This window comes from Streptomyces colonosanans, assembly GCF_001866645.1.
Classification (GTDB): domain Bacteria; phylum Actinomycetota; class Actinomycetes; order Streptomycetales; family Streptomycetaceae; genus Streptomyces; species Streptomyces colonosanans.
Genome location: NZ_MLYP01000049.1, coordinates 131,970 through 157,358, shown reverse-complemented (window position 1 = coordinate 157,358; position 25,389 = coordinate 131,970). Strand labels below are relative to the sequence as shown.

Sequence of the window (25,389 nt, the reverse complement as noted above, 5' to 3'; positions counted from 1 at the left end):
TCCATGCTGCCCCCGGCCCCGGGCCCTGCCCAGCCCGGGACCATGGGGTGTCGCGGATCAGGGCGCGGACCGACCGCGGGGGAGGTGCCGTTGACCGGGGTCAGGCGTCGTGAGCGGCGTCGACGGGCCGCGCCTCGCCGTCTGCGGCGAAGCGCGGCGGGGAGGCGAGGGTGGCGTCCACCAGCCGGGCCAGGGCGGCGTCGTCGTAACCGTCGCCGTAGAAGACGCTGCGGAACATCATCGCTCCCGCCCACATCTCCAGTGCCAGCGAGATGTCGGTGTCCTCAGGGAGGTCGCCTCGGCCGATGGCCCGCTCCAGTACGGTGCGTGACCGGGCTCGGCGTGGCTCGAGCACCTCTTCGCGCAGCCGTCGGCGCAGTTCGGGGTCCTGTGCCGTGTCGGCCACCAGCGCGGGAAGGACGGCCTGCACCTGCGGGGATCCGAAGAAGCCGGCGAGGGCCTCCTTCGCCATGCTCAGCAATTCGCCGCGCGTGTCCCCGGTCTCCGCGGTGGGTACCTCGCGGAGCCGGCTGCGCACCGCGTCGAGGACAAGGGCCGCCTTGTTCGGCCAGGAGCGGTAGAGCGTGGCTTTGCCGACCCTGGCGCTGACGGCCACCTGCTCGATGGTCATACGGGCGTACCCGCGTTCCTCGAGCTGCTCGAGCGCCGAGGTGAGGATCCGTTTCCTCGCCTCCAGGTCCCGGCGATGAGGGCCGCTTGCATCCACGACGTGCTGCAAGGTTCGTTTGGTCCCCATTCGCCTCTCCTGCCCCGGTCAGAACGAGTCGGTTCGTGTTCATTATGGGCCGCCGGGACCTGCCCGGAGCCACCGGCGACCGGCGGCCGGGAGGGCGGGACGGCCCGCCGCCGCAGCCGGGACTCCGCGTCTGTGCAGGTGGGGGCGTCGGCACGGGCGGCGGCGGAGGACTGCCGGTCACATGGTGCGCGTTCCGGCCTGAACGAGTGTCGCGCGGCTGGGAGTTGGGGGCGTGGCGGTTGCACGACGATGTCTTGAAAAGACTCGCACAGAACGGACCGTTTCGTTCTAACCTAGAGGGCGTAGAGGCCGTTCCCGGTCGCCGCGGTACGTCCCTCACGGAGGGGAACGTCCCGCGCCGGGTCGGTGGCGGCCGCTCGACCCACCTTCACGAAAGGGCACGTCGGTATGGCTTCCACCGCAGACCCCAGGGCGACGGAGCTGGTCTCGCTCAGCCCGGTCGATTCCCGGCCCGTGGCCGCCTTCCCGGTGGATGACGAGGACACGGTCAGGAGGAAGGTCGTCCGGGCCCGGGAGGCGGCCTCCTGGTGGCGGACCATCGGGTACGACGGGCGACGCACCCGTCTGCTGGAATGGCGGCGGGTGATGGCCCTCCGGCTGCCGGAGGTTCTCGACCTGCTGCAGAGGGAGAACGGCAAGGTGCGGGCCGACGCCGTCATCGAGATGACGGCGGCTCTCACGCACGTGGGCTGGTCCGCGCGCAACGCACGCAGGGTCCTGTCGCGGCGCCGTGTCGCGTCGGGCCTGCTGATGCTCAATCACCTCGCCACCGTCGAGTACCGGCCCTACGGCGTGATCGGCGTGATCGGCCCGTGGAACTATCCGGTGCACACTCCGATCGGCTCCATCGCCTACGCCCTGGCGGCCGGCAACGCGGTGGTGTTCAAGCCCAGCGAGTACACCCCGGCCATCGGCCGGTGGCTGGTGGATACGTTCGACGAGGCGGTGCCTGGGCGGTCCGTCTTCCAGCTGACCACCGGGGACGGCACCACCGGCGCGGCTCTGTGCGCCTCGGGCGTGGACAAGATCGCCTTCACCGGCTCCGGGGCCACCGGCGCCAGGGTGCTGGCGGCCTGCGCCCCCTCGCTGACCCCGGTCCTGCTGGAACTCGGCGGCAAGGACGCCCTGGTGGTGGCTGCGGACGCCGATATTCCGGCTGCCGTGGAGGCCGCTCTCTGGGGCGGATGCAGCAACGCCGGCCAGTCCTGCGCCGGTATCGAACGGGTCTATGTGGCCGACCCCGTGTACGAGGAGTTCCTCACCCTGCTGGCGCAGCGGGCCGGGGAGGTGCAGGGAGGGACGGACTTCGGTCCGATCACCATGCCCGGCCAACTCGACGTGATCCGCCGCCATATCGAAGACGCCCTGGCTCGTGGCGGACGCGCCGTGGTGGGGGGCCCGGAGTCGGTGGTGCCCCCGTATATGACCGGCCCGGTGATCCTCGCCGACGTCCCCGAGGAGTCGGCCGCGGTGCGGGAGGAGACCTTCGGCCCGGTGCTGGTGGTCAACCGGGTCGCGGACGCGGCGGAGGGAGCCGAGCGGGCGAACGCCTCCGACTACGGGCTCGGCGCGGCGGTGTTCGCACGCCGCGGGGCCGGCGAACTCGCGGACCGGATGAACGCCGGCATGGTCAGCATCAACGACGTACTGTCCTTCCCGGCCGTACCCGCCCTGCCGTTCGGCGGACGCGGTAGGTCCGGCTTCGGGCGCATCCACGGAGCGGACGGGCTCCGGGAGTTCACGGTGCCCACGGCCCGCACCCGCAAGCTGTTCGACGTACCGCTGGCCGCCTCCACCTATGCGCGGGGCGCGCGGGACATGGCCCGGCTCGAGCGGATCATCACGTGGATGTACTCCCGGTGAGCGCCCACGGCGAACGTCCGGTGACGGAACGTGTGTGGAAGATCGAGGAGAGTGCCCTGGTCGGCGCCTCCGCGGAGGACGCGTACACCGCGGTCTCCGAGCTGCGGAACATGGGCAGGTGGAGCCCGGAGTGCTTCGCCGTGTGGTGCCGCGGTCAGGAAGTCCGCGAGGGAACCCGGTTCGTCGGATTCAACCGGAAGGGGTTGCTGCTCTGGTTCACGACCTGTCGCGTGACCAGGGCCGAGCGGCCGCACGAGTTCGCCTTCCGGGTCACCACGTTCGGGCTGCCGGTGGCCCTGTGGGGATACCGCTTCGAGCCGGAGGGGGCGGCCACCAGGGTCACGGAGTACTGGGAGGACCTGCGAACCGGCCGCGGCGCCCGGACGGCGGAGCTCCTCGGGCGGGTCTTCACCGGCACGCGCCCGGCCGACCGGGCGGAGATCAACCGTGCCGGCATGCGGGCCACACTCGACCGGCTCGCGGCCGCGCTGGGTGGGTGAGCCGTCCCGGCCCGGCGTGACCCGCAGGACGCCACTGCGGATGGGCTACCCAAGGGCTGCCCGTCCGTCAGGGCCACGTGTGCTCGATACGGTCGTGCCGCACGGCGTAGGCCGCCGGTCCGCCCTTCTCGACGGCCCGGTGGATCGCATCACGGCGTGCGACGAGCCGCTCGACCATCTCGATGCTGCGAAGCTGCTGGTTGTCGAGGTAGAACAGCACCGCCTCACGCTCCAGGACAGGCCGGATCTCCAGGTCCCAGGTCTTGATCCGCCCGTCCTTCGAGAGCGGCACCCAGGACCGGTCGAGACCGTGGGCGATCCACTCCTCATCCGGGATGTCCTGTCCGTCGTCAGGGAAGACGTCTCCGATCCGGTGAACCGTCCACCCGCATGCTCTCAGCCCTTCGGCGACACGACGACCGAGATTCCGGTCCAGGAAGAACTCAGGCGGCAAGGTGCACCACTGCCTGGCAGAGCGCATCCACCTGCTCAGGTGTCATGTCGTAGTCGTACGCGATGTCCTCGACGGTTTCTCCGGCCTCCCACAGATCGGTGATGGCCCGGACCGTGACCCGGTTGGCGGCCACCACGGGGAGACCGTGGCCGAACCTCGGATCGATCACGACGGGGACGGAGTCCGGGTACTGCCTCAGCCGCAGGCTGCAGGGGAAGTCGTCGCCCGGCTCCCACGTCAGGTAGCGGAGGTAGTCGGAGACCACTTCCTGGATGGGGACCTGGCCGTCGCGTGCTCTGCGGAGATCCCCCCAACCGTGCTCGATGAAGATGCCCACGCCATCCGTGGCGATCCGCTTGGACACGAGGCCGTAAGGGGTGTTGAAGGCGTCCCGTACGGTGGCTGCCGCCTCCCGGATCTCGCTCATGCGGAGACCCAGGGAGCGCAGGGAGCGAAGGACGTGTGCTTCGGCAACCGCGATGAACGGCACCGAAGGCTGCCCCTTCCGTACCGGCTCCACCTGGTGGACCAAAGGCGCTCCGGCGGCCTTGCCCTTCAGCCACGAGGTGAGGGTCGACTGCGGAATCTCAAGGTAGGAGGCGGTTTCCGCGGGCGTCAGAAGTCCGTCCTTGAACCTGTCGACCATGCCCCACCTCCTTTTGATGCAGGCTTGCGCATCGTCGCACATCAAGACTTCCACCTGCGGGTGGACCGCACACCCGGCCACCGGCTCAGCCGGCCGCACGAAGGTTTCCGGATCGGCAGTCCCGGCAGCGCCCGGGTTCCGCCGAGCGAAAGGCCCGGTCGCAGCCGTCGCAGGCCTGGAAGGGCAGGACGGTCGGGTGTTCCACGGGATGCGACGGCAGGGGCGTCTCGCGTAGGCGGAAGGCGAGGATGCCTGCCGGACGGGTACGGAGACGGCCCGGGAGACTTGTGGTGAGCAACTCGATGATCTGGGGTGCTTCGACGCCTGCCGCGAGCCACCGGGCGACGGCCGGTGCGAGTCGTGCGGCCTCCTGTTGGGAGAGGATCAGACGCGGATCGACCCGGCGCAGGGCGGTGAGTACGGCGACGGCCTGCGGGTCGGCGTCAGCGAGCGGGACCAGCGGCTCCACCTCGGCCTGCGCGGACGCGTCCACCGTTTCCCGCACGGCCGTGGCCGTGGCAGCCTCAGGGGCGGGCTGCCTCCGGGGCCGAGGCGGCTTCGGAGGCTCAGGAGGCCCGTCCGGATCCGCAGTATCTTCGGGGACGTCGAAGAAGTACGTCCGGGTTCGGATCTGCCCGGTGGGCAGTCGCTCACGGCGGCGCTCCAGGTATCCGGCCGCTTCGAGTTCCCTGAGTGCCCGCGAGATCAGGATCTCGCCCTCGGTGAAGTGTTCGCACAGGGCGGCGATGCTGACGGGGAAGCCGTCGGGCAGGGAGAGGATGTAGGCCGCGATGCCCACGGTGACCGCGCTGCCGCGCCGCTGCGCAAGGGAGTTGGAGATCACGGTGAAGTCAGCGGTGAGCCGGGTGCGTACGCGGATCACGCCGGAGGTCGGAGCTCCGGCGTCGGCGCGCAGGCGCGCGTTAGACTGCGGGTCAGCCATCGGGAAGCGTTCTCTTCCTGATCGGTGAGGCCCTCGTTCGGGATTGCCGTCCCGGCCGGGGGCCGTATCTGTTTGCGGTTGTCGCGGCGAACGTAACCGTCCGGATCCCGCCCCTGCAAGCCGGTCACCCGGACGAGTGACGTGGGCGGGGAGGGTGGGTGGGCGGGTAGTTCTTTCCCCGGTACTTCAGGAGGTCAGCGGCCCGCCGGGACCTCGTGCACAAGGATCCGGCGGGCTCGGGAGACGGGCCGTGACCGGGGCCCGGCTGACTCAGGCGCGGTGGTGCCCGGCCTTCAACTCGCTTACGAAAGCGGTCCATGAGTCGGTCTCGAAGGTCAGCACGGGGCCGTGTGGGGCCTTGCTGTCATGGACGGGCACGACGCCGGGGAAACCGTCCGCCACCTCCACGCAGTTGCCGCCCTCCTGATTGCTGTAGCTGCTCTTGCGCCAGGCGGCGCCGCTCAGATCGGGACCGGACGTTCGCGCCACGGTAGTTGCCCTCCGTCGTGGACCGAATCATGGTGCGAGGCTGGCGGCTCGCCGGGACCTCGTGCACAAGGATCCGGCCAGCTCGGGAGACGGGCCGTGACTGGGGCCCGGCTGACTCAGGCGCGGTGGTGCCCGGCCTTCAACTCGCTTACGAAAGCGGTCCATGAGTCGGCCTCGAAGGTCAGCACGGGGCCGTGTGGGGCCTTGCTGTCATGGACGGGCACGACGCCGGGGAAACCGTCCGCCACCTCCACGCAGTCGCCCCCGGCCTGATTGCTGTAGCTGCTCTTGCGCCAAGCGGCGTCGTTCAGGTCGGGACGGGATGTTCGTGCCACGGTAGTTGACCTCCATCGTGGACCGAATCATGTCGAGGGACATGAGTGGGGGCAGGGCTGCCGCCCGTAGCCGATCGTAAATCACCTTGTAGCAACCGACGTTGGCCGGTTCCTCGATGAGTCGGCCATAGTCCGAGCCCTCTGTGTAGGCGGCCTCTGCGCCGTCTGGAAGCGTCAGAATCGTCAGGGACCCACCCATGGCTTCGTGTCCGCCCTGGTCAAACGGAAGTACTTGCAGGGAACCGCTCCAACTGCTCCCGCATCACAGCCCGGCCACCGATCGGACGTCTCAGCACTGCCTCGTCGAGGATCACACACAGTTCTGGTCGATCAGGTGAGCTGAGCCGTGCCTGCCGTCCCATTCGTGCTGTGACGCGCTGCTCCAACTGCTCCTCGTCGTCAAGCAGTGCGTCCAGGCTCAGAACAGCTCGCGCGTACTTCTCCGTCTGGAGCAAGCCCGGTACTACATGCGCCGCATACTGCCTGAGCGACACGGCCCGTTCCGAATGAGCCATGAACGCCCGCGACCAATCCGGAAACGCCTCCCGATACACGTACGGCCACAAGTCGACGAGCAGGCTGTCCGCACCGAGGGCGACGTCCAGCGCCCGTGCCAGTTCCAGTGACGGTTTCGCCCCGGAGGCCCGCTCGATCTGCGTGATCCGGGTGCTCACCACGTGGACCTTCTGGGCGAGTTCGGCCTGAGTCAGTCCGGCCGCCGTACGGAGCCTGCGTACCCGCGTACCGAACAGCGCCGCCATCGACGCACTGGGATCAATTCCGTTGGCCAAGGGGTCACTTCCGTCCCTTACGAACCGAAAGGTAAGGCTGCGTCACCTTCCGAGCGTAGGGCCGTTTGGTCACTCTTGAGTGCGGAACGTGTTGGATCGCGCACATCACGCGATATCCCAGGGCTCGACAGGCAAGGACGGACACGCTGTGCTGACAGGAACGACCACCTCGGGCGAAGAGCCTCAAGGGAGCACGGAAGCCCCCGTGACCGAGGACGCTGTGTCCGGCATCCAAGCCGCCGAACACACGTCGCTCACCACGCAGTTCACCTCGTCACCCCGAGGTGCGAGCCTCGCCCGCCGCTTTTCCGTGCGGCGCATGGAGGGGTGGGGATTCCCGCCGGCTTCGGACGTGTCGTGCGCGGTCGCCCTCGTCGTCGGCGAACTCGCCGCGAACGCCGTACAGCACGGCCGTGTCCAGGGACGCGACTTCAGCCTCCGGCTCGTCCTCGACGAGGTGTCGGGCCTGGTACGGATCGAGGTCGCCGACGCCGCCACCACGAAGCGACCGCCCCAGGGCCCGCCCTCGTCGTATCCCGACGGCGAGTCGGGCCGTGGCCTGCTCCTGGTGGACGTCCTGGCGGTGCGCTGGGGCTCGACACCTCGCCACCCCGTGGGCAAGACGGTGTGGGCGGAGGTGTCGACCACGGCAGCCGAGGGGGTGGGTGGATGGGACTCTGTGGACCTGGACGGTCCAGGGACGCCGAATGGCTCCGCACCCACCCAACCCCTCACGCCCTTTTGATCGGGCGGCCGACCGCGGCTACTTGTTCAGCCAGCCGGTGGGGACCACGGCCTGGTCCCTGAGGACTCGGAGGTTCTTCCCGTCGGCGTCGATGACGTAGTTCCTGCCGACGTAGTCGAATGTGTCCATGGCTTCGAAGACGATCCGGGTACCGTCGGGCGAGAAGACGGGGCCCTGGATGCTGGTGAGGGGGGTCTGCCAGGAGCTCTGCAACTCGGTGGCGGCGCCGGTCGCCACATCGACGATGCTCAGGCCGTACTCGGTGACGTAGACGATGCGCCGCCCGTCGGGGGACCAGTCGGGAGCTGTGCCCCACACGTTGCGAACGGTGCTGATCTGCCGCATCTGCCGGGTGGAGGGGTTCATGACCCAGACATCGCTGCCGTACTCGTAGCCGCCGTCGGCCGTCTCGTACTGGGTGTCCCTTACGAAGGCGATGCTCTTGCCATCGGGCGAGAAGGTGCCCCGGGCGCCGTCGTTCGCGAGCACCTCATGTCCGGTGCCGTCGCTGTTGACCCACTCCAGGCCATGCGGGCTGTCGTAGACGATCCGCTTGCCGTCCGGGGACCAGTCGGGGTGCCCGACGGACGGGGCCTCGCCCGTCTCGGGCTGGACCCCCCGGACCAGCATGTGCTGGCCACTGCCGTCGGCGTTGGCGACCACAAGATTCCGGGCGTACGTGCAGCCCTCGGTCTGGGGAATGCAGGTGTCGTCGCGCTGGATGTACGCCACGGCCGACCGCTTGGGCGAGAAGACGCCGTCCTGGGCGTTCTGCGCGAAGGTCCCGGTGACGTTGCCGCTCACGGGGTCCAGCGAGACCATGGCGGGCAGACCGAAAGAATAGTCGGTGGCGGTGATCCGGCCGGCCGCCGGCCCCGGCGCCGCCGTGGCGGTCCCAGCCATCGGCAGACCGGTGGCGACGACGATCCCGATGGTCAACACAGCGCGTTTGAAAAGCACTTGAGCCCTCCTGGAAGGAGGGAACCGGCGTTTCCGGTTCCTAATGGAACAGCGCAATCGGATCAAGAAACGTCACAGGGCGGGGTCGGACTCCGTCGGCTTCTGGACCAGGCGCGTTCTGGGCGACGCCGGTTCCGTTTCGGGAGACGGGCCATGACCTGGACCCGGCTGACTCAGGCGCAGTGGTGCCCGGCCTCCAACTCGCCTACGAACGCGGTCCAGAGGCCCGCATCGAAGGTGTGCACTTCGTCAGGGCCTCGAGTGCTGGTGTGCGACCTCCCAGGGGCTGCCTCTCGGCATTGCCCGTCGGCGCACACCAGACTACGAGCAGAGGTTTGCGCTGTTCACCCGTTCACCTGTTCACGGTGCTCATCGGATGGAGGCGCTGATCTCGCCGTCGGCAGTGAGCACGATGAACATGCCGTTGCCGTTCACTCCGGTGTCGCGCTCGTTCGCCTCAAGGGTGGCGTACACGCTGCCCCTGTAGATGATCTGCGCCTTGTAGTGGTGAGGGCCGAGCTTGGTGACCTTCGCGGTCGAGCCATCGGGGAGCCTGAACGCGCCGGGCCCCTGATGACCGCCGCCGATCCAGGAGTGGACCTCGCCGTCAAAGGTGAGTACGACGAACATGCCGTTGCCGTTCACTCCGGTGTCGCGCTTGTTCGCCTCAAGGGTGGCGTACACCTGACCCCGGTAAACGATCTGCATCCGGTAGTGCTGGGGGCCGAGCTTGTAGATCTTGGCCGTGCTGCCGTCCACCAGCTTCTGCGTACGGACCAAGGCTGCTGCCTCGGCCGCGGCGGCGGAACTGGCCCAGTGGGGGGCCGGGGTTGCGGCGACAGCGGTCGCGGCGGGCGCCACCAGGGCGGCTGTCAGAACCGCGCCGGCCACGACACGAAGAGCGTGGCGCGGAAGGCCCGCGGCTGTGGCCGTGGGGACCGCTGCGGTTGCCCAGGAGGCTCGCGGCGTGAGCGGATCGGACGCTGGTCACCAACTGCTCTTGGTCACGCCGGGGAGCTCACCCGCGTGCGCCATCTCACGTACACGGATGCGGGACAGGCCGAAGGCGCGCAGGTGGCCGCGAGGGCGCCCGTCCACGGAGTCTCGGTTGCGCAGGCGGGTGGCGCTGGCGTCGCGGGGCTGCCGCCGCAGTTCCCTCTGGGCGGCGGTGCGCTCGTCGTCGGATGTCCGGGGAGACGAGATGATCGCCTTCAGCGCGGCGCGCCGAACGGCATAGCACGCCACGACAAGGCGCCGTCGTTCATTCTTCGCGATCTTGCTCTTCTTCGCCATCAGACCTTCCCTCCCCGGGCGCGGATGCGGGCCACCGCGGCCTCGATGCCGATCGTGTCGACCGTCTTGATGCCCTTCGCGGAGAGAGCGAGCCGGACATGGCGGCCTTCGCTCGGCAGCCAGTAGCGCTTGCTCTGGATGTTCGGGTCGAAGCGGCGCTTGCTGCGCCGGTGCGAGTGGGAGATCTGATGACCGAAGCCAGGCTGTCGGCCGGTGAGTTGGCAGTGGGCGGACATGGTTGTTCCTCCTCGGTGGCGGCAACAGCAGCACCCTAGCAGTCAAAAGAAAATGAAAATCAATCTCATGTAGAGTGCTGTCCATGGCCCGCAACGAACTCCGCCCGATCATCAAGCTGAGGTCCACCGCCGGTACCGGCTACACCTACGTGACCCGCAAGAACCGCCGTAACGACCCCGACCGGCTGACGCTGCGCAAGTACGACCCGGTCGCCGGCCGCCATGTCGACTTCCGTGAGGAGCGCTGAGAGCGTGAAGCCCGGAATCCACCCCGAGTACCGCCCGGTCGTCTTCCGTGACCGGGCCGCCGACTACGCCTTCCTCACCCGGTCGACCGCCACGAGCGACAAGACCATCGAGTGGGAGGACGGCATCACCTACCCGGTCATCGACGTCGAGATCTCCTCGGCGAGTCACCCCTTCTACACCGGTACCCAGCGAGTTCTGGACACCGCGGGGCGGGTCGAGCGCTTCGAGCGGCGTTACGGACGCGGACGGAGCGAGGAGTGAGTGGGGACCAGGCGCGGCTGCCGGTCGCGATCGTCGGCGGGTTGCACGCCGACGCTCGCCGGGCCGCCGTCGAGGAGATTCTGCGTACGGTCCCTGGCTCGGTCGCGCTGCACCACGACCTGACGTCCGCCGTCGACAGCGCGGTGCACCGGACGGTGCGCGACGCCGACGGCCTACTTGGCAGCGGTAACGCGCCCCTGGTGAACGACTGCGCGTGCTGCGCGCTGCGCGAGGACCTCGTCCCCGAGCTGCTGCGGCTCGCGGAGGCGGGCAGGCACCGGCTGGCCGTCGTGGAACTGTGGGACTCCGTCGAACCCCAGGGCATGGCCCCGGTCATCGCCGCCGCGGGCGCACCGCTGGCGCTGACCGGGGTGGCCACCGCCGTCGACCCGGCACTCGTCCTGCCGTACCTGTCCAACAGCGACGACCTCGCCGACGCCGGCCTCGCCGCCGCCCCGACCGACCAGCGCACCGTTGCCGACACCTTCGCCCGGCAACTGGAATACCCCACGGTGATCGCCCTCGTTGAGGGCAGTTTGTGCGGGGAGGACGGTGAGGTGGCCGACGAGACTGATCACGCGCTGCTCGCCCAGCTCACGCCAGGGGCACGGAAGATACGCGTGGCGGGTGGGGCCCTGGGGGCCGCTCTGCTGGCGGGCTTTGACGTGGCAGCGGCCGCCGCCCGCGTGCATCCCGCGTGCGCGCTGCTGCCGCAGGAATGTGACGAGCACGGCGCGAGCACCTTCGTCTGGCGGCGCGAACGACCCTTCCACCCGCAGCGCCTCTATACGGCGTTGGAGGACCTGACCTGCGCCGCTGCCCGCAGCCGTGGACGGTTCTGGCTGGCGGACCGCCCCGACACACTGCTGTCCTGGGACGCCGCGGGCGGCGCGCTGTGCGTGGAGTCGGCCGGCCCCTGGCTGGCCGCCCTGCCCGACGCCGCCTGGGAGATGGTGCCCGCCGAACGCCGCCTGGCCGCCTCTGTGGACTGGCACCCCGAACACGGTGACCGCTGCCAGTACCTCACCTTCATCTCGCCCGGCCTCGACCGCGACGGTCTGTCGGCGCTGCTCGACTCGTGCCTGCTCACCGACGACGAGTACACGGCGGGCAGGGACCGCTGGCGGCAACTGCCGCACGCTTTCGATGACTTGCTCGACCCAGTGACCTGAAAGAGAAGGCCGACCTCACCATGTCCCGACGCACAAGCGCCAGGCGTCAGCCCGCCACGCGTCAGCGAGTCAACCCGCTGGACGCCGCCGGCATCACCTACATCGACTACAAGAACACCGATCTGCTGCGGAAGTTCATCTCCGACCGTGGAAAGATCCGCAGCCGTCGGGTGACCCACGTGTCGCGTCAGCAGCAGCGGCAGATAGCGCAGGCCATCAAGAACGCACGCGAGATGGCTCTCCTGCCCTACAGCTCCCGATAGTCGAGACGGCCGTACGGACAATGGCGGAAACTCCCTCGTCGGTCGTCTGGTCGTGTCGGCCGCGCACCCGGCCGCGCCGAACAGTCCGGGCCCGGCGCGCCGGCCGGGAACGAGCGCAGGCCGGCACGCCGGGCATGCGATCTTGTGTCAGCTCAGATGCCGGGCGAAGAACCGCAGCGAGCTGTCCACTTCGAACGACGGCACATCCTCGTGTGTGCCGGGGTCGGCGTGCGGAACCATCTGGTCGTCCCACTGGACCAGGAACTGCACTGGCACGGTGATCCGCGCGGCGTTCTCGGCCGGCCCATGCACGCCGAGACGATCTGGCGGATCGGTGTCCGCACCGGGCCGGGCGGCGCCGTGGCTGCGTTCGCCGCCCGGCCGAGGGCCTCAGACGCCCGCCACGAGTTCGGGATGCTCGTGCTCGCAGGTGTCATTGATGCCGTAGGTGTCCCAGACGGGGAATGGATCCGTGGGCGGCGCGCTCTCGCCATCGGCCATGAGACAGTCGGTCAGTGCCGCGTGCAGTGCGTCCGGCGTCCGCGTGCCGATGTCAGGTGCCGATCAAATCGGGCCGAGGAGGGGGCGGCGAACAATCTCCTCGGCAGCACGGGCGGGAACCTGGCATCGGCTACTGACAGCGCCCGGAATCCGATGTCAGAGGCCCTTGCAGCAGCAAGCCCCGGCCGTCGACCCCCGGCGCGGGGCGCCTTTCACGTGCGTCACACGCGAGTGGTGTGCTGGTCCAGGATGGCCCGAAGCCGGTCCAGGTCCCCGGCCTCATGCACACCCCGCTTGGGCAGGACATCGAGGCACATGATGTTGGGGTCCCGGCTGAGCAGGACGAAGTGGCCGGCCGTCTCCCGGTAGCCCTGGAAGACGGACCACTTCTGGACCAGCGAGCTGTGGTCGTTGCGGCAGGCGAGCCCGGCCGCAGACACGGTGGCGTGGTACTCGCCCTGCCATCCGATGATCCGCTGCACGTGGGCGGCCTGTAGCCGTGGGTACCCCCACACCACCAGGACAACGAACAAGACCAGAACGGTCGAGACCACGTCGATACTCCCGCGGCCCACGGCGGAGAGCAGCCAGTGCCCCACCCACAGTGCGAGGAACACGCCCCGCAGCAGTAGCCCGGTCCGCTTGATCCGCTCGCGGACCCGCAGGCCGACCAGTGTGTCGGCAGACTGGGGCCGGTACACCAGCTGGACCGCGGTCTGCTCGTCCACGGCATCGTCGGAGGTTTCCGCGCGGTTGTTGGTGCCTTCGGTCCTGCGGCCCTCGGCCATGATCCCTCCCCAGTACGAAGACCCGGGATCTTACCGAACGTCAGTGCCGGGGCAGCGGCGCACAGAGCCCTTCGCCGCACCGAGTGCCATCGGGGCCCGCCCTGTCTCTCCCCGGGGAAGGGGCAGCCGACGATCCAACTTCACCCGCCACTACGGACCCGCAGTCGAGAACGGACCCCTGCCGTCCCGGTGCCGGCGCGGCTTGCAGTGAGATCTCCAGGCTCGTCGGGCACCCTGGGCCGGCCGTGACCGGGAGGTCCACCGGAAGCAGATCCGGCCCGTGATCCAGACCGGGGCCGTGGTCATGGACGGCATCTTCAAGCGGGGCTCGGAGCGGTAGTCACGCAGATAGACACGCATACGAAACAGGTCCCCCACCTACTCACGTGAGCAGGTGGGGGACCTGGTACTTCTCTGTCGGGGTGGCGGGATTTGAACCCACGACCTCTTCGTCCCGAATAAGGTCAGGGCAGGACCGGGGCCTCGCCTCGCCGTCGTCTGTGCAGGTCAGAGCCTTGGTATCGGTTGGTTTCGTAAGGCGCCCAGAAGGCGTCGGGAGAAGATCTTCTCCCAGATTTCTCCCAGCCTGCTTGTACGGAAGGGCACGTCTACACGGCGTCCGGAGAGACCGTGACGGTGATGTGCTCCTGTGGGTGCATCAGCACTTGACGCGCCACTGCCGCGAACTCGGCTCGCTGTACCCGTAGGTTGCCTTCACCGTTATAGGGATCCCCTCGGCCAGGAGGGCTCATGGAGTCCTCGAACTGCCGGACCATCTCCAAGGTGTGCTCTGCCTCATCGATGACCACCTCCGGACCGAGCATCTTGATCCGGTTCAGCGGTTCAAGGATCTGGTCGACCGCCTCTGAGAATTGGTATGCAGCCCTGCGGGCCGACGCCTGCATCTCCTCCGGAGGGGCCGCACCCTCGCTGCTCGCTGCTTCGAGCTCCTCCACAAGGTTCCGGCGTGATCGGCCAGCAGCGGCGGCGCGTTCACAACTGGAGAGAAAGGACAGATATGCCTGTTCCCGCTGCCCCCGGAGCCAGTGCGCATGCTCGATGGCACCTTGGTCACGAACCTGCCGCCGACCCGCCTGATACGCGATCACCGCGCCGCCCAGGGTCACAATTGCGGCTACACCCGCAGCCAAGACGGCTGCTATCCCCTGATCCATGCCGTACATGATCGCGGAACGCACTGGGCGTTGCCACATCGTCAATCGGCAGGCATATGGGGGCACTTCTGTCTACGGGACGGCATCCCATGCTCACCTCAAGGGGGCAACGGGCTTGGTCCGGTCCGAGCGCCTCGCGGTCCAACCGCCACCAGTGAAAGTCGGCGGCCTGTTGCTCCTATTGCCTGCCAAGCGGCTTGGAGCCAGTCGCGGTAGCCGCACGTGATCCACAGGTCCCGTAGCGGTATGGCGGTCGTCCCAGGGGTTTGACCGGTGGCGGTGATGTGGACCGCCTATCGTCGGTCGCGTGAGTGACTTCAGCCCCGGTGCCCCTCTGTGCAAGCTGCTGTTCGGTCGTGCGACGAGCTGTGCGTACCCCGATTGCTCAGAGCCCTTGGTTGAGGAGCATCGAGGACTGCTGAGCATCAACGTGGAGGTGGCTCACATCCGCGCGGAGAAGGCTGGGGGGCCGCGGTTCGATGCGAACTTCATCGAGGTCAACAGTGAGCCGAATTTGGTGCTTCTGTGTCACAAGCATCACAAGTGGGTGGACCGCCACCCGGACGCTTACCCCACCGAAGAACTGCTGACCTGGAAGGAACGCCAGGCTGCCCAGGGCTGTGGTGGTGGCCTGAGCGCAGACCAGCTCGATCAGGTCGTCAAGGCGTTCACGACGCCGAAGGCTGAGGCGGAAGCGGTCGGCATTATCAGCGCCGGAGGCGAGAACATCGTATCCAAGATCGAACACCTCCCGGAGTTCAGGCTGCTGAACGCCGACCCTGAAGCGCGCTACCTCGGCGTGCGCATCTCCAACGTGGGGGCGATCGGGTTCGGGGTTGATGCCGTCGGCTATGAGATCGACATCCACGGGCCAGCCCCGCTGATCTACGGCTTCCCTGCCGAGCACATCCGCCACCGGCCACCGAGGCGGCTGGAGCCACAGGCGAGCTCGGTCTGGCTCGTCGACCCTGATGTGGTCTGCAACGGCATCCGTCTCGTGATGCAGACGGTGAAGTTATACGTCCCTGTGCGGTTCCGTGCGTTCTGCCACCTCGGTTCCGGAGGCCGAGTGCTCGGGCCGTGGGTGTCCGCTCTGCACCTTCCCATCTGGAAGGACCACGTCACTCAGGAGTGGCTAGACGGCTTCGCGGAGCAAGCGGAGCAGACGCGCGCGAAGCTTCGACCGAAACCTTAAGTACTCCGTTGCGATGGTGGGAGCAGCAGGTCGCGTTCGGGGTGCTGTTCACCTGTGACTCTGCCGCTGACGCCGAGATCCTGTCGCGCGGCGTCGTGGAATGCGTTGATCGCGTTGAAAACGGCTCGGTTCTGGTCCCGCCACTCTTCGAGGGTTCCGGGGAGCTTGCCGTTTGCCTGCCAATCGACCTTCTGTGCGGTGGCGTTCAGCTCGTGCGCGGCTTCGATGACGTGGTCACCGGCGAGGAGCATGATGCGCTCGAAGGCCCGGCCTCGCAGGCGGCCGGCTTCGGACATCTCGGTGAGGATCTGACCTTCGTCCTGGTCACTCTGGCGGATGCCTTCCCTGACCTCGTAGAGATGGACCGCGAGGAATATGCAGGCCCGAACGGTGTCGATGTAGCCCTCGTACGCGGCTAACTTCCGTTCGTCCCAGCGGGCGGCGCGTTCGTGCCGGAGGCGGCTTCGTTCCGTGAAGTGGTTGGTCAGGTATGTGGTCAGCGCGCCAAGCAGTACCGCCGCGATCGTGACGAGTTGACCGCCTGTGTCCAAGGTTCCCCCAGGTCAACCGCACTCCTAAAGATGACCGGACGATCCTACGGGTGCGGACTGAGGTGTGTTCGGGGATTGCTGAAACAGGGGGGGCGTCACGGCTCGTCACGGTCGGCTGAAGCCCCACGTTGGGGTGTGTGACGGTGTGACCGGTGTGACACCCCCAATGTTTCAGCGTCTTTCCCCTCCGGTACCCGTGTGCACGCGAGAGGGTGGTGGAGCGCTGGCGTTACTGTTTCGCTGGAGCCGGCGGAGAGGTGATCGGATGAGCAGCCCTGTGGCGGAGGCCTTGGTCACGCTCGGGCGGCGGTACGTGCGTGATGCTCCGGGATCGTTCGGTAAACCGCTGCTCGCCGCGCGCTTTCTCAATGCTTACCTTCGGGAGCACCCTCGCCGGAGGGTCGTCGAGACTCGGTTCGGTGCGCGGTTCGCAGTCGACACCCAAGACCTGATCCAGCGGTACGTGTACCTGTTCGGGGTGTGGGAGCCGCACATGACCGGCTGGCTTCAGCGGCGGCTGAAGCCAGGGGACACGTTCGTCGACGTCGGCGCCAATGTCGGGATCTTCAGCGTGCTGGCGTCGGGGCTCGTCGGCGATCGGGGGCGCGTGGTCGCGATCGAAGCCTCGCCGGTTTTCCACCAGCAGCTGGTGCAGCAAGCCCGGCTCAACGGGCGCCGCAACATCCGGGCGGTGAACGCTGCCGTTGCGGACAGCCACAAGACGCTGACCTTCGTACTGGCAAGCTCACGCAACATGGGGGCCAACAGCATCGTCCCGTATGACGGTCCCGCCGAGTCCACGTTCGAGATCGACGCCGTACCGCTGCCGGAACTCCTGGATCAGTGTGAGATCGAGAACGCTCGGGTCATCAAGATCGACGTTGAGGGTGCCGAGGGAGGGGTCGTCCGTGGCCTGGCGCCCATGCTCGACAAGCTTCGACCCGATGCAGAGATCACCGTCGAGGTGACGCCCGACCGCATGGCCCAACTCGGCGACTCCGTCGATGAGCTGTTGGGGATCATGGCGGACGCTGGCTTTCACGCCTACCGGCTGGCCAACGACTACGACCCCGGGAGTTATCCGCTCGCCTTGAAGGGTGGCCCTCTGGTGCCGGTTCGGTGGACCGGGCCCGTGACCGCCGAGAGCGATTTGATCTTCTCGCGCGTGGACGCCGAGACGCTGCCGTGAAGCGGAACGGCCGCGCCCCTGTGGTGGGACGCGGCCTTCTCTTCGCAGCGGTTGTCAGTGGAGCGACCCTCCGGTCTGAGGGGCGTTCCTGTCAGTCGACTCGTCGCGGTCGGTCCGGTCCCGGGAGTCGTGGCATCCGCCGGCTCCAGGCTCTGTCTCTTGATTGGCCACCGGAGGTTGTGCCCGACGGCTTTCGGTATCGATCCGGGTGTGGTGCTTGCGACGCCAGGCGGCGGTCATGGTGAGGGGCATGACCGGAAGGAGCGGGCCAAGCATCGGTCATCCCTTGGGGCACTTGACGTGCCGGTAGACCACGAGGGGTGCGCCTGACTGCCTCTCGAGGCTTCCCCGGTGCACGGGCTCAAGCCGTTGGATCGGCTTCATGCACGCGGGGCACGTCTCGCCTTCAGGGGCGAAAGTGCCGTACTCCCACTGGCCTCCGGCACGGTCGTCACGAGGCATCGAGCACGGGGAATTCTGGCTGCTGTTCGTCATGCTGCCTCCAGGTCGCGAACGAGGGAGTGTGTGGTGAACACGGCTTGCGCGCTGTAGCTGGGGAGGACCAGAAGCGCTGCTTCCACAACGCGGCCCGCGGGATCGAGGGAGACGCGTTCGATGTCCAGTACGGCCGTGCCGGTGCCGATCTGGAGGGTTCGTGCTTCCTCGGCGGTGGCGAGGCGGGCCGTGATGCGTGACTGGGTGGCGGCCAACTGCACACCGGAACTGGTCAGCGCGGCTCGTACGTCGTCCCCCAGCGGGGAAGCGCTCGTCCGCGGAACATCTGCGGCGAGTACGCCGGCAGGCACGTAGATACGAGCCAGGCTGTACGGGGTCGATCCCTGGTAGCTGCGGTAGACGTACTCGGTCAGCCGCGTGTCCCTCGGGACGCCCAGCAGCACGCACAAGCTGTTGTCGGCCTCTACTACCTTGGTACTGACCGGAACCTTCACCGCTGCGGCGACGGTGGTCCGCGTGTCCTCCGACAGCTTGTCGTCGGTGTACGTGATCCGTTCGACGGGCTGACGTACGAAGTTGCCGCTTCCGTGGCGTCGCACGATCAGGCCCTCGTTCTGGAGTATGTCCAGGGCGAGCCTCACGGTCGGCCGGCTCGCGCCAAACTCGGTCATCAGCTCTGCCTCCGAGGGCAACCGGTCGTCGGCGGCGAGTAGGCCCCTGCCGATCTGTACGCGGAGCTGATCCGCAATGTGCGTGTAGCGGTTCGCGACCATCAGCATCCCTCCCCTTCTGTGACTTCTTCGACGGCTTCTTCGAGTCGGTTCTGTTCCGGGCGTCCGGTGGAGCGCTGGTGGCACTGGCACACGCATCGCTCGTAGATCAGCGGGAGATCGGAAGGGACGGGCGGCGGTTCTGCTTCGTCGCACGTGTCGTGCGTACCGATGCTGCAAGCGAGCGAGAGGTACGGAGCCGCGGCCCCGAGGCCGCCGGGCTGTTCCTGTTGCTGTCGCGTAGGCATCAACGAACCTCCGCGATGCCCGAAAGGTGGCGTCTGGCCGGTGAGGCGGCGCGACGGATGAGATCGAACATGCTGGTCAGCTCCCTGTGGCTGATGGCCGTACTCCCGATCGACCGTCTTCGCTGCGGGTGTCCTGTTGATGAAGGCGCAAGCGGTGAGGCAGTTTTGCCGCTTGTCGAGTTGCCACCTGTCCGCCGTGCCGAGCAGCTGGTACAGCTCTCGCCACGACTCGGCATTGAGCGCTTTCGGCACCTCCGTCAGCACGGCGAAGTGGTCGCCGGCGTCATGCCTGCGCGGGGTGAAACCGGCGGCCGTGAAACGCGCGGTGAGTTCGTCGGCGCGTGCTTCTGGTGAGCACAAGGACGGTCCTCCATCACCAATCAGTCCCACAGGTCTAGACGTCCAGCTGCAAGCTGGACGTCTAGATTAGAGGTGGTCGGCTAGATTTGCCACATGTCTGAGCAGCCGACCTATCTCCGGATCGCTGGCGATCTACGGCAGCGGATCGCGGATCATGAGTGGGCCGAAGGCGCCCAACTGCCCTCTCGCGCGCAGCTCGCGAAGGATTTCGGCGTGAGTGACGCGATCATCCGGCGTGCTCAGGAGCTGCTTATCGCCGAGGGCATCCTGGAAGGGCGTGCCGGGTCGGGCACTTACGTCGCCGAACAGCGCAAGCGGCTGCGTATGACCCGGTCGTGCCTGTCGGGGCGCCTGGATGAAGCGCCGGGCGGCCCTGACCTGGGGGCGCTTGGCGGGATGGAGACGTGGGAGAGCCGAAGCGACGGCATAGTGCCCGCCCCGAAGCAGGTCGCATGCCGACTCGGAATCGCCGAGGGTGATTACTGCGTGCGCACGGCGTACGAGCACCTGTCAGACGGCAAGCCGGTCTACCTGTCGACGAGTTGGGAGCCGTACGAGATCACATCGGGCACGCTCGTGATGATGCCCGACGGAGGGCCGCTCGCTGGAGCCGGAGTGGTACGCCGCATGGCCGAGATCGGCATCACGGTCACGCACGCTGTGGAGCGCTCGGAACCCGGACAGGTGAACGCCGAGGAGGCCAACCTCCTCGGCATTCAGCGCGGGGCGCCCTGCACCCGTATCGAGCGGACTTTTTACGGTGACGACGGGCGGGCGGTCGAGACGGCTGACATCGTGGTGCCTGCCACGCTGTGCGAAATCGTGTACGAGGTGCCTGTCTGGCAGGGCAGCGACTCCTCAGACTGACCGCCCGCTACTCGAGCCTCGTCTGATCGAGTAGCGCTCGCCACGACGCCGCGGCCCGGGCATCTCCTTGACGTTGGAGGAAGGCGATCAAGGCTTCCATGGCGCCGGCGTCACCCGCTTCGGCGGCACGCGTGAACCAGGCGTGGGCTTCGTCGACTTCGCCCTGCTCTGCGAGGAGCATTCCAAGGTTGTACATGGCGTCGGTGTCACCGGCTTCGGCAGCGCGCGTGTACCAGGTGCGGGCTTCGTCGACTTCGCCCTGCTCTGCGAGGAGGGCGCCGAGGTTATTCATGGCGTCGGTGTGGCCTGCTTCGGCGGCACGTGTGTACCAGGTGCGGGCTTCGTCGACTTCGCTCTGCTCTGCGAGGAGGGCGCCAAGGTTGTACATGGCGCTGGTGTGGCCTGCTTCGGCGGCACGTGTGTACCAGGTGCGGGCTTCGTCGCCCTCGCCCTGCTCTGCGAAAAGGACGCCGAGGTTATTCATGGCGCCGGTGTGGCCAGCTTCAACGGCACGCGTGAACCAGGTGCGGGCTTCGTCGACTTCGCCCTGCTTTGCGAGGAGCATGCCGAGGTTATTCATGGCGCCGGTGTGGCCGGCTTCAACGCCACGCGTGAGCCAGGTGCGGGCTTCGTCGACCTCGCCCTGCTCTGCGAGGAGCATGCCGAGGTTATTCATGGCGCCGGTGTGGCCAGCTTCAACGGCACGCGTGAACCAGGTGCGGGCTTCGTCGACTTCGCCCTGCTTTGCGAGGAGGGCGCCGAGGTTATTCATGGCGTCGGTGTGCCCGGCTTCAACGGCACGTGTGTACCAGGTGCGGGCTTCGTCGATCTCGCCCTCCTCTGCGAAGAGGACGCCGAAGTTGTACATGGCGCCGGTGTGGCCTGCTTCGGCAGCGCGCGTGTACCAGGCGCGGGCTTCGTCGCCCTCGCCCTCCTCTGCGAGGAGGACGCCAAGGTTGTACATGGCGCCGGTGTTACCGGCGTCGGCAGCACGCGTGAACCAGGTGCGGGCTTCGTCGACCTCGCCCTCCTTTGCGAGGAGCATGCCAAGGTTGCTCATGGCGCCGGTGTCACCGGCTTCGGCAGCGCGCGTGTACCAAGAGCGGGCTTCGTCGCCCTCGCCCTGCTCGGTGAGGAGGACGCCGAGGTTATTCATGGCGCTGGTGTGGCCGGCTTCGGCAGCGTGTGTGTACCAGGTGCGGGCTTCGTCGCCCTCGCCCTGCTCGGTGAGGAGGACGCCGAGGTTGTGCATGGCGTCGGTGTCACCAGCTTCGGCGGCATGTGTGTACCAGGTGCGGGCTTCATCGACTTCACCCTCCTCTGCGAGGTGGAAGCCGAGGTTGTGCATGGCATCGATGTGGCCGGCTTCGGCGGCACGCTCCCAAGCCCTGCGAGCCTGGGTGGGCATGTCTGACAGGTAGGCGGCGATTCCGATGGAGAAGCATGCCTCAGGTGAAGCCAAAGTGATGACAGATCCCCAGATCGTGGGCATGAACCGTCGGTGGGGGGCAGGAGAGGTTGCTCCCGTATGGTCAACGAGGATGTCGGACACCTGGTACCCATCCACCTGCCCGACCATTTCCGCGCAAGCCTGAAGCGGAGCGATGCCCCCACTGTGATGGACCGGGCGGCACGCCCAAGTCAGAGCATCCGAGAACCAATGAGCCCCGGCAGCTGCCCGCTGGGGCCCAGTCAGGTGTCCGAGGGCGAGCGCTCTCAGAATGTCTTCGGGGATTGTGTACGGATGCCCGCACCTTCGGGCGATAACAGCGGCGGTGATGACCGCTTGGCCGTAGCAGTCGTCAGCCTGTTCCCAACGATGAGTGAGTTCCGGTGCAGCGGATAGCGTCTGCGTGAGGCCAGCCTCTTCGCGGTGGCGCGAGGCGTACTCGATGCGAGGATCGATTGAGGCCAGCTCCTCGGCGCGATCCCACTCCGACTGGGTCCAGCCTCCGAGCGAGAAACGCCGTGCCATATCCAGGATCTGACGGCTGTCCTTGTTGAGGTCGCCCGTGTCCCCCTCCGGGTTGGTCGCCTCTGCAAGGGAAGTCGTAGTCGGGGTTCGCAGTTGGTCGTAGGTGCTGGACCAGATTGTGCCGATCAGGATCACGGGGCGGGACGTGTCAGCTAGCAGTTGCCGCACCGTGGCCGCTTTGAGAGGTGCTGAGCCAGTCAGGAATTTTTGTGCCTCGTTGAGCCACACCACGCTGCGCTTGAGGTCTGCTTCGCTCGTGACGAGTTCGGTCAGCGTGGTTGCATCATCGGGCATGTACATCCACCAGTCGGGGAGCACGGATCGAACGGCTTCGTACGCACAGCGGGTCTTGCCCGAAGCGGGCGGTCCCACCAGAAGCACGAAGCCGCCGGTCTTCTTCATGGCCTCCAGGGCCGTACGCATATCCGAGTCAATGTCACGGGGCACGTACATAGGCAGTTCGGCCGAAAGCTCCTGGGCCATAGAGGTGTCTGATGGCAGCGGGATGGATTCGTGGATGCCGAGCAGGGCGCGCCCGGTGACCTCCGCCGCCAGCGGCACCTTCCCTTTGCGAGTGGGGAGCTTATGCAGGGCGCCTTCCGCTTGCGCTTCGCGTTCAGTCGCGCGTGTTGTGCGTGCGGCCAGGGCACTGGTCCTGGCTTGGACCAGCGGCGTCCATACTGCGACCAGGACGCCGGCCCCTGCGATCACGGTCGCCACCAGCCACTTCGGCCAAGACAGCTCTCCCTCCTTCACACCCGCCGGTGCCGCGGTCAACACAAGAACGGCCAGCAACGGCCCGGCCAAGGCCAACCACGGGCGGAACTTCCCCCACTTCATGCAAGCATCATCGGCCCCTCGTCGCTGCCGCGCCCCGCCATCACCAGAAAACGACGAAATGCCTGCCCGCATAGGAGGGTAAAGACGTACCCGACTGCCGGTCAGTCCGTGATCGGGTACTGCCACCGGAAGGAAGCCAACGTCCGCGCCCTGGCCTCCACCACCGCCATGCGAGCGTCGCGCTCGATGGGGTCGACGTGCGACGCCTGTCCAGTCACCTGGCCTTCCCACTTCCGGTAGAGGAGGCCAACCTCCTCCGTGAACCAGCCACGGCTCACCGCGTTCAGCGCGAGGAGCAGGCCGGTGTCCTCGGACGCGGGCAGGGCCATCCAGCCTCCCAGCGCCACCAACAGATCGCGGCGGATGAAGAGAGTCGCCGGGTGGACCTGGGCGCGGAAGCCGTTCGCCTTCCAGAAGTCGAGTACGGCGCCGCGTTCGATCGAGCCGTTGTCCGGGTCCCCGGGGAAGCCGACTGTGGAGCCGTCCGGCAGGAAGTCCAGAACTCGTGATGTTGCCCAGCCGATCGTGTGGTCGGCTTCGAGGGCGGCCAGGTCGCGGGCCAGGGCGCCGGGGGTGAGTTGGTCGTCGGCGTCCAGGACCTTCACGTACTCGCCCTCGGCGTGCGCCAGGGCGATGGTGCGGGCGACGCCGGGGCCGCCCGGCCGGCCCTGACGGAAGGTCACGCGGGGGTCGTCGGGGACGTGCGGGACGACGGCATCCGTCTTCCCATCCTCCTGGATCACCCAGTGCCATTCCCAGCCCTCGGGCAACTCCTGCTCGCACAGAGACTTGTACGCGTCCTCCAGGAACAGGGCGGACGGGGCGTGGACGGCAGTGACGATGATGATGCTCCGGTTCACGGCAGCGCTCACCACCTTTCCAGGGGAGTGGTGAACAGCAGTTCCGTGCGGTCGCCGGGCAACGTGACATCGGAGATGTCCACAACGCGGCCATCGACGTCGTACGACATTTTCCGGAGGAGGATCACCGACGTGCCGGGCGGTAGCTCCAGCTCGTCTGCTTCTTCTGGCGTCGGAGGCCGGGCGGTGAACCGTTCCTCGATGCGGTCGATCTCGATGCCTACCGTGTGGAGCTGATTCTGAGTGCCGCCCGGCCAGGGTTCCTTGGTGTCGTCCAGGAGGTCGGGGTTGGCCGCGACCATGTCACGGACCAGGTAGGAAGTCACCAGGTTGAAGGGGGCCGTCTCCGCCGCGTACCGCGTCCGGTAGGTGCGTTCGATGAGCACGGCGCCCTCGGGGACGGCGAAGGCGTCCGCGAGATCCTTGGGGGCCTTGATCTCGCGGTACTTCGCGTGGAAGACGAGGTCCTGGACTTCAAGGCCGGTGTCGTGCTCCGTGGCGCCGGTCTGAGCGCGTCGGGTCAGCGGTTCGCGGGCACGGTTCTTCTCCCACTGATGCCGCTGGTTGTCGCGGACCGCCGGCGTGCGGGGGCGGCGCACGAAGTTGCCGCGGCCGTGCTGCTTGTCGATCAGCCCCTCCTCGTTCAGGAGGCGGAGAGCGTTCTGAACGGTCGGCACGCTGCGCTTGTAGTGCTTGGCCAGATCCGTTTCCGACGGCAGCCGGTCACCGGGCTTGCGGTGCCCCTCACGGATGGACCGGCGAAGGTCGTCCGCGATCACTTCGTACGCCTTTGGCATGGGTGCTCACCGATCCGTTGTGCATCTGGCCTGTCTGGAGCGATCCAGCTCGCTGGTGGAACGGCCTAGGCCATTCCACTGACGTCACCCTACGACTCCTAAAGAGGTCTTGACGACCCAGCGAGGCGTACGTCATAGTCAGGGCAACTCCTAAAGAGGAGTTGAGGAGAAGACCTCTTTAGGTCTTCGTGCGTCCGGAGGAAAGCCCGCAGGGGTCAGTACGAAGGCAGCGTCCGCCCCTTGAGAACTCAACAGAGCGCCTGAATGAACGAGTGCTTTTGATCTTCGGCGTCCGCCATCCCGCAGTAGGCGAATGGCGTCGGAGGTCATGGCCACTCGTCCTGTGAGTGTCTGCCGGATCCATCCGGGCCCGCGTTCTGCGCGGCCCGGATCCTTCCCTCACCCACCAAGGGAGACCTTGATGCGCCTCGCCATCGGCGACGTCGTCCGAGACCGCACCGACATGGTCATCGGGACCGTCGCACGTATCGACATGAACGAGGCCGGCCGCGTTGTCCTGACCGTGCCGGGCGGCTTTCCCCGGCTGGTCGCCGTAGCCGACCTCGAAATCGTGAGCCGCTACTCCAAGCCGCCGACGGCGAAGCTCCACCTGGCGGCCGTGCTCGTCTTCCTCATCGCGCTGCTCACCTCGTACATCGCGGCTCACTCCGTCCAGTTGCTGGGCGGCAGCTGGCTCTTGACGTTCATGGCGGGGCTCGGCGCGTACGAGATCTACAGCATCGGCTTCCGCTGGTGCTGCCGCCTGACCGGCCCACGCCGCTTCCGCGTCTGAGCCACTTCGCACCACTTCAGTCAGCGGCGGCGGCCGACGGGTCACA

Annotated in this window: 30 protein-coding genes and 4 pseudogenes; 12 read left to right on the top strand and 22 right to left on the bottom strand. The window is 67.5% G+C overall.

From position 1 onward, the window contains the following. Positions 1-100 precede the first annotated feature (100 nt). Positions 101-757: a TetR/AcrR family transcriptional regulator gene (locus BIV24_RS19455; protein ID WP_079168389.1), complete on the bottom strand. Its 657-nt coding sequence runs from the start codon at positions 755-757 to the stop codon at positions 101-103. Positions 758-1,165: 408 nt separating this feature from the next. Between BIV24_RS19455 and BIV24_RS19450 the strand changes: the two genes are divergently transcribed. Together BIV24_RS19450 and BIV24_RS19445 are read left to right on the top strand one after the other, a co-directional pair. After that, complete coding sequence (locus BIV24_RS19450; RefSeq protein WP_071367620.1) at positions 1,166-2,641, top strand: aldehyde dehydrogenase family protein; 1,476 nt, start codon at positions 1,166-1,168, stop codon at positions 2,639-2,641. After that, a complete protein-coding gene (locus BIV24_RS19445; protein WP_245766870.1) occupies positions 2,623-3,141 on the top strand; it encodes an SRPBCC family protein in 519 nt (172 codons plus the stop codon). The genes BIV24_RS19450 and BIV24_RS19445 overlap by 19 nt, the downstream gene beginning before the upstream one ends. Before the next feature lie 67 nt (positions 3,142-3,208). On the opposite strand, the gene BIV24_RS19440 is transcribed toward BIV24_RS19445, so the two are convergent. The 7 genes and pseudogenes from BIV24_RS19440 to BIV24_RS34485 form a co-directional block, all read right to left on the bottom strand. Next, positions 3,209-3,595 carry a PIN-like domain-containing protein gene (locus BIV24_RS19440; protein WP_071367619.1) on the bottom strand — a complete coding sequence of 129 codons (387 nt, stop codon included), beginning with the start codon at positions 3,593-3,595 and terminating at the stop codon, positions 3,209-3,211. Beyond that, a complete protein-coding gene (locus BIV24_RS19435) occupies positions 3,585-4,241 on the bottom strand; it encodes a DUF433 domain-containing protein (RefSeq protein ID WP_071367618.1) in 657 nt (218 codons plus the stop codon). The genes BIV24_RS19440 and BIV24_RS19435 overlap by 11 nt, the downstream gene beginning before the upstream one ends. 85 nt (positions 4,242-4,326) lie before the next feature. Further along, a complete protein-coding gene (locus BIV24_RS19430) occupies positions 4,327-5,184 on the bottom strand; it encodes a hypothetical protein (protein WP_177198763.1) in 858 nt (285 codons plus the stop codon). A gap of 270 nt (positions 5,185-5,454) precedes the next feature. Continuing rightward, positions 5,455-5,673, bottom strand: coding sequence for a DUF397 domain-containing protein (locus tag BIV24_RS19425; protein ID WP_071367617.1), 219 nt, complete (start codon positions 5,671-5,673; stop codon positions 5,455-5,457). Positions 5,674-5,789: 116 nt separating this feature from the next. Then, entirely contained in the window at positions 5,790-6,008 is a 219-nt protein-coding gene (locus BIV24_RS32175; protein ID WP_245766869.1) for a DUF397 domain-containing protein, read from the bottom strand. 82 nt (positions 6,009-6,090) lie between these two features. Continuing rightward, a pseudogene (locus tag BIV24_RS36095) lies at positions 6,091-6,207 on the bottom strand (transcriptional regulator); the annotation flags it as partial. A gap of 19 nt (positions 6,208-6,226) precedes the next feature. Continuing rightward, the gene (locus tag BIV24_RS34485) at positions 6,227-6,799 is read right to left on the bottom strand and encodes a helix-turn-helix domain-containing protein (RefSeq protein WP_177198758.1); all 573 of its coding nucleotides are present in this window, start codon (positions 6,797-6,799) and stop codon (positions 6,227-6,229) included. Between the two features lie 205 nt (positions 6,800-7,004). Between BIV24_RS34485 and BIV24_RS19415 the strand changes: the two genes are divergently transcribed. Then, positions 7,005-7,544 carry an ATP-binding protein gene (locus tag BIV24_RS19415; protein WP_425442576.1) on the top strand — a complete coding sequence of 180 codons (540 nt, stop codon included), beginning with the start codon at positions 7,005-7,007 and terminating at the stop codon, positions 7,542-7,544. A gap of 18 nt (positions 7,545-7,562) precedes the next feature. On the opposite strand, the gene BIV24_RS19410 is transcribed toward BIV24_RS19415, so the two are convergent. The 4 genes from BIV24_RS19410 to rpmB all read right to left on the bottom strand — a co-directional run bounded on the left by BIV24_RS19410 (position 7,563) and on the right by rpmB (position 10,033). After that, entirely contained in the window at positions 7,563-8,504 is a 942-nt protein-coding gene (locus BIV24_RS19410) for a PD40 domain-containing protein (RefSeq protein ID WP_071367616.1), read from the bottom strand. A 369-nt stretch (positions 8,505-8,873) separates the two neighbouring features. Beyond that, positions 8,874-9,395 (bottom strand): hypothetical protein, encoded by a 522-nt coding sequence (locus BIV24_RS19405; RefSeq protein ID WP_071367615.1) that lies wholly within the window; start codon positions 9,393-9,395, stop codon positions 8,874-8,876. A 96-nt stretch (positions 9,396-9,491) separates the two neighbouring features. Next, positions 9,492-9,797 carry a 30S ribosomal protein S14 gene (gene rpsN / locus BIV24_RS19400; protein ID WP_071367614.1) on the bottom strand — a complete coding sequence of 102 codons (306 nt, stop codon included), beginning with the start codon at positions 9,795-9,797 and terminating at the stop codon, positions 9,492-9,494. Further along, positions 9,797-10,033, bottom strand: coding sequence for a 50S ribosomal protein L28 (rpmB, locus tag BIV24_RS19395; protein ID WP_071367613.1), 237 nt, complete (start codon positions 10,031-10,033; stop codon positions 9,797-9,799). Before rpmB ends, rpsN begins: the two co-directional genes overlap by 1 nt. Positions 10,034-10,116: 83 nt before the next feature. Between rpmB and rpmG the strand changes: the two genes are divergently transcribed. From rpmG to rpsR, 4 genes are read left to right on the top strand one after another with little or no spacing between them, the layout of a single operon-like run. Continuing rightward, a complete protein-coding gene (gene rpmG / locus BIV24_RS19390) occupies positions 10,117-10,281 on the top strand; it encodes a 50S ribosomal protein L33 (protein WP_017949758.1) in 165 nt (54 codons plus the stop codon). Between the two features lie 4 nt (positions 10,282-10,285). Continuing rightward, positions 10,286-10,543 (top strand): type B 50S ribosomal protein L31, encoded by a 258-nt coding sequence (locus BIV24_RS19385; protein ID WP_071367612.1) that lies wholly within the window; start codon positions 10,286-10,288, stop codon positions 10,541-10,543. Continuing rightward, complete coding sequence (locus BIV24_RS19380; protein WP_071367611.1) at positions 10,540-11,715, top strand: CobW family GTP-binding protein; 1,176 nt, start codon at positions 10,540-10,542, stop codon at positions 11,713-11,715. The genes BIV24_RS19385 and BIV24_RS19380 overlap by 4 nt, the downstream gene beginning before the upstream one ends. Before the next feature lie 20 nt (positions 11,716-11,735). Beyond that, positions 11,736-11,978 (top strand): 30S ribosomal protein S18, encoded by a 243-nt coding sequence (gene rpsR, locus BIV24_RS19375; protein ID WP_071367610.1) that lies wholly within the window; start codon positions 11,736-11,738, stop codon positions 11,976-11,978. 147 nt (positions 11,979-12,125) lie between these two features. Here the strand turns inward: rpsR and BIV24_RS32170 are convergent. The 3 genes and pseudogenes from BIV24_RS32170 to BIV24_RS19370 all read right to left on the bottom strand — a co-directional run. Continuing rightward, positions 12,126-12,296 (bottom strand): annotated as a pseudogene (locus BIV24_RS32170) (alpha/beta hydrolase); the annotation flags it as partial. A 72-nt stretch (positions 12,297-12,368) separates the two neighbouring features. Further along, a pseudogene (locus tag BIV24_RS33445) lies at positions 12,369-12,512 on the bottom strand (GTP-binding protein); the annotation flags it as partial. Between the two features lie 188 nt (positions 12,513-12,700). Then, positions 12,701-13,267, bottom strand: coding sequence for a YcxB family protein (locus BIV24_RS19370; protein ID WP_079168387.1), 567 nt, complete (start codon positions 13,265-13,267; stop codon positions 12,701-12,703). A 194-nt stretch (positions 13,268-13,461) separates the two neighbouring features. Here BIV24_RS19370 and BIV24_RS35535 point away from each other — a divergent pair. Next, positions 13,462-13,607 (top strand): annotated as a pseudogene (locus BIV24_RS35535) (site-specific integrase); the annotation flags it as partial. Between the two features lie 268 nt (positions 13,608-13,875). Here the strand turns inward: BIV24_RS35535 and BIV24_RS33915 are convergent. Then, positions 13,876-14,442 (bottom strand): hypothetical protein, encoded by a 567-nt coding sequence (locus BIV24_RS33915; protein ID WP_143064629.1) that lies wholly within the window; start codon positions 14,440-14,442, stop codon positions 13,876-13,878. A 307-nt stretch (positions 14,443-14,749) separates the two neighbouring features. Between BIV24_RS33915 and BIV24_RS19360 the strand changes: the two genes are divergently transcribed. Further along, complete coding sequence (locus BIV24_RS19360; protein ID WP_143064628.1) at positions 14,750-15,637, top strand: HNH endonuclease signature motif containing protein; 888 nt, start codon at positions 14,750-14,752, stop codon at positions 15,635-15,637. Here BIV24_RS19360 and BIV24_RS19355 read toward each other — a convergent pair. Then, the gene (locus tag BIV24_RS19355; RefSeq protein WP_071367607.1) at positions 15,634-16,188 is read right to left on the bottom strand and encodes a hypothetical protein; all 555 of its coding nucleotides are present in this window, start codon (positions 16,186-16,188) and stop codon (positions 15,634-15,636) included. The two genes, BIV24_RS19360 and BIV24_RS19355, sit on opposite strands and share 4 nt — an antisense overlap. A gap of 265 nt (positions 16,189-16,453) precedes the next feature. On the opposite strand from BIV24_RS19355, the gene BIV24_RS19350 reads away from it, so the two are divergent. Further along, a complete protein-coding gene (locus BIV24_RS19350; RefSeq protein ID WP_107459576.1) occupies positions 16,454-17,377 on the top strand; it encodes an FkbM family methyltransferase in 924 nt (307 codons plus the stop codon). 491 nt (positions 17,378-17,868) lie between these two features. Here the strand turns inward: BIV24_RS19350 and BIV24_RS19345 are convergent, their stop codons facing one another. Together BIV24_RS19345 and BIV24_RS35530 are read right to left on the bottom strand one after the other, a co-directional pair. Then, the gene (locus BIV24_RS19345; RefSeq protein WP_177198762.1) at positions 17,869-18,606 is read right to left on the bottom strand and encodes a GntR family transcriptional regulator; all 738 of its coding nucleotides are present in this window, start codon (positions 18,604-18,606) and stop codon (positions 17,869-17,871) included. Continuing rightward, positions 18,606-19,241, bottom strand: a complete 636-nt coding sequence (locus BIV24_RS35530; protein WP_245766868.1) for a hypothetical protein — start codon at positions 19,239-19,241, stop codon at positions 18,606-18,608. The genes BIV24_RS19345 and BIV24_RS35530 overlap by 1 nt, the downstream gene beginning before the upstream one ends. 63 nt (positions 19,242-19,304) lie before the next feature. On the opposite strand from BIV24_RS35530, the gene BIV24_RS19340 reads away from it, so the two are divergent. Beyond that, positions 19,305-20,078: a GntR family transcriptional regulator gene (locus BIV24_RS19340; RefSeq protein ID WP_071367605.1), complete on the top strand. Its 774-nt coding sequence runs from the start codon at positions 19,305-19,307 to the stop codon at positions 20,076-20,078. Positions 20,079-20,085: 7 nt separating this feature from the next. Here BIV24_RS19340 and BIV24_RS19335 read toward each other — a convergent pair whose 3' ends face one another. The 3 genes from BIV24_RS19335 to BIV24_RS19325 form a co-directional block, all read right to left on the bottom strand. Beyond that, on the bottom strand, positions 20,086-22,893 hold the full coding sequence (locus tag BIV24_RS19335) for a tetratricopeptide repeat protein (protein WP_071367604.1): 2,808 nt from the start codon (positions 22,891-22,893) through the stop codon (positions 20,086-20,088). Between the two features lie 101 nt (positions 22,894-22,994). Then, a complete protein-coding gene (locus tag BIV24_RS19330) occupies positions 22,995-23,753 on the bottom strand; it encodes a glycosyltransferase family 2 protein (RefSeq protein WP_071367647.1) in 759 nt (252 codons plus the stop codon). An 8-nt stretch (positions 23,754-23,761) separates the two neighbouring features. Continuing rightward, positions 23,762-24,550 carry a GntR family transcriptional regulator gene (locus BIV24_RS19325; RefSeq protein ID WP_071367603.1) on the bottom strand — a complete coding sequence of 263 codons (789 nt, stop codon included), beginning with the start codon at positions 24,548-24,550 and terminating at the stop codon, positions 23,762-23,764. A 421-nt stretch (positions 24,551-24,971) separates the two neighbouring features. On the opposite strand from BIV24_RS19325, the gene BIV24_RS19320 reads away from it, so the two are divergent. Then, positions 24,972-25,343: a hypothetical protein gene (locus tag BIV24_RS19320; protein WP_071367602.1), complete on the top strand. Its 372-nt coding sequence runs from the start codon at positions 24,972-24,974 to the stop codon at positions 25,341-25,343. Positions 25,344-25,389 lie beyond the last annotated feature (46 nt).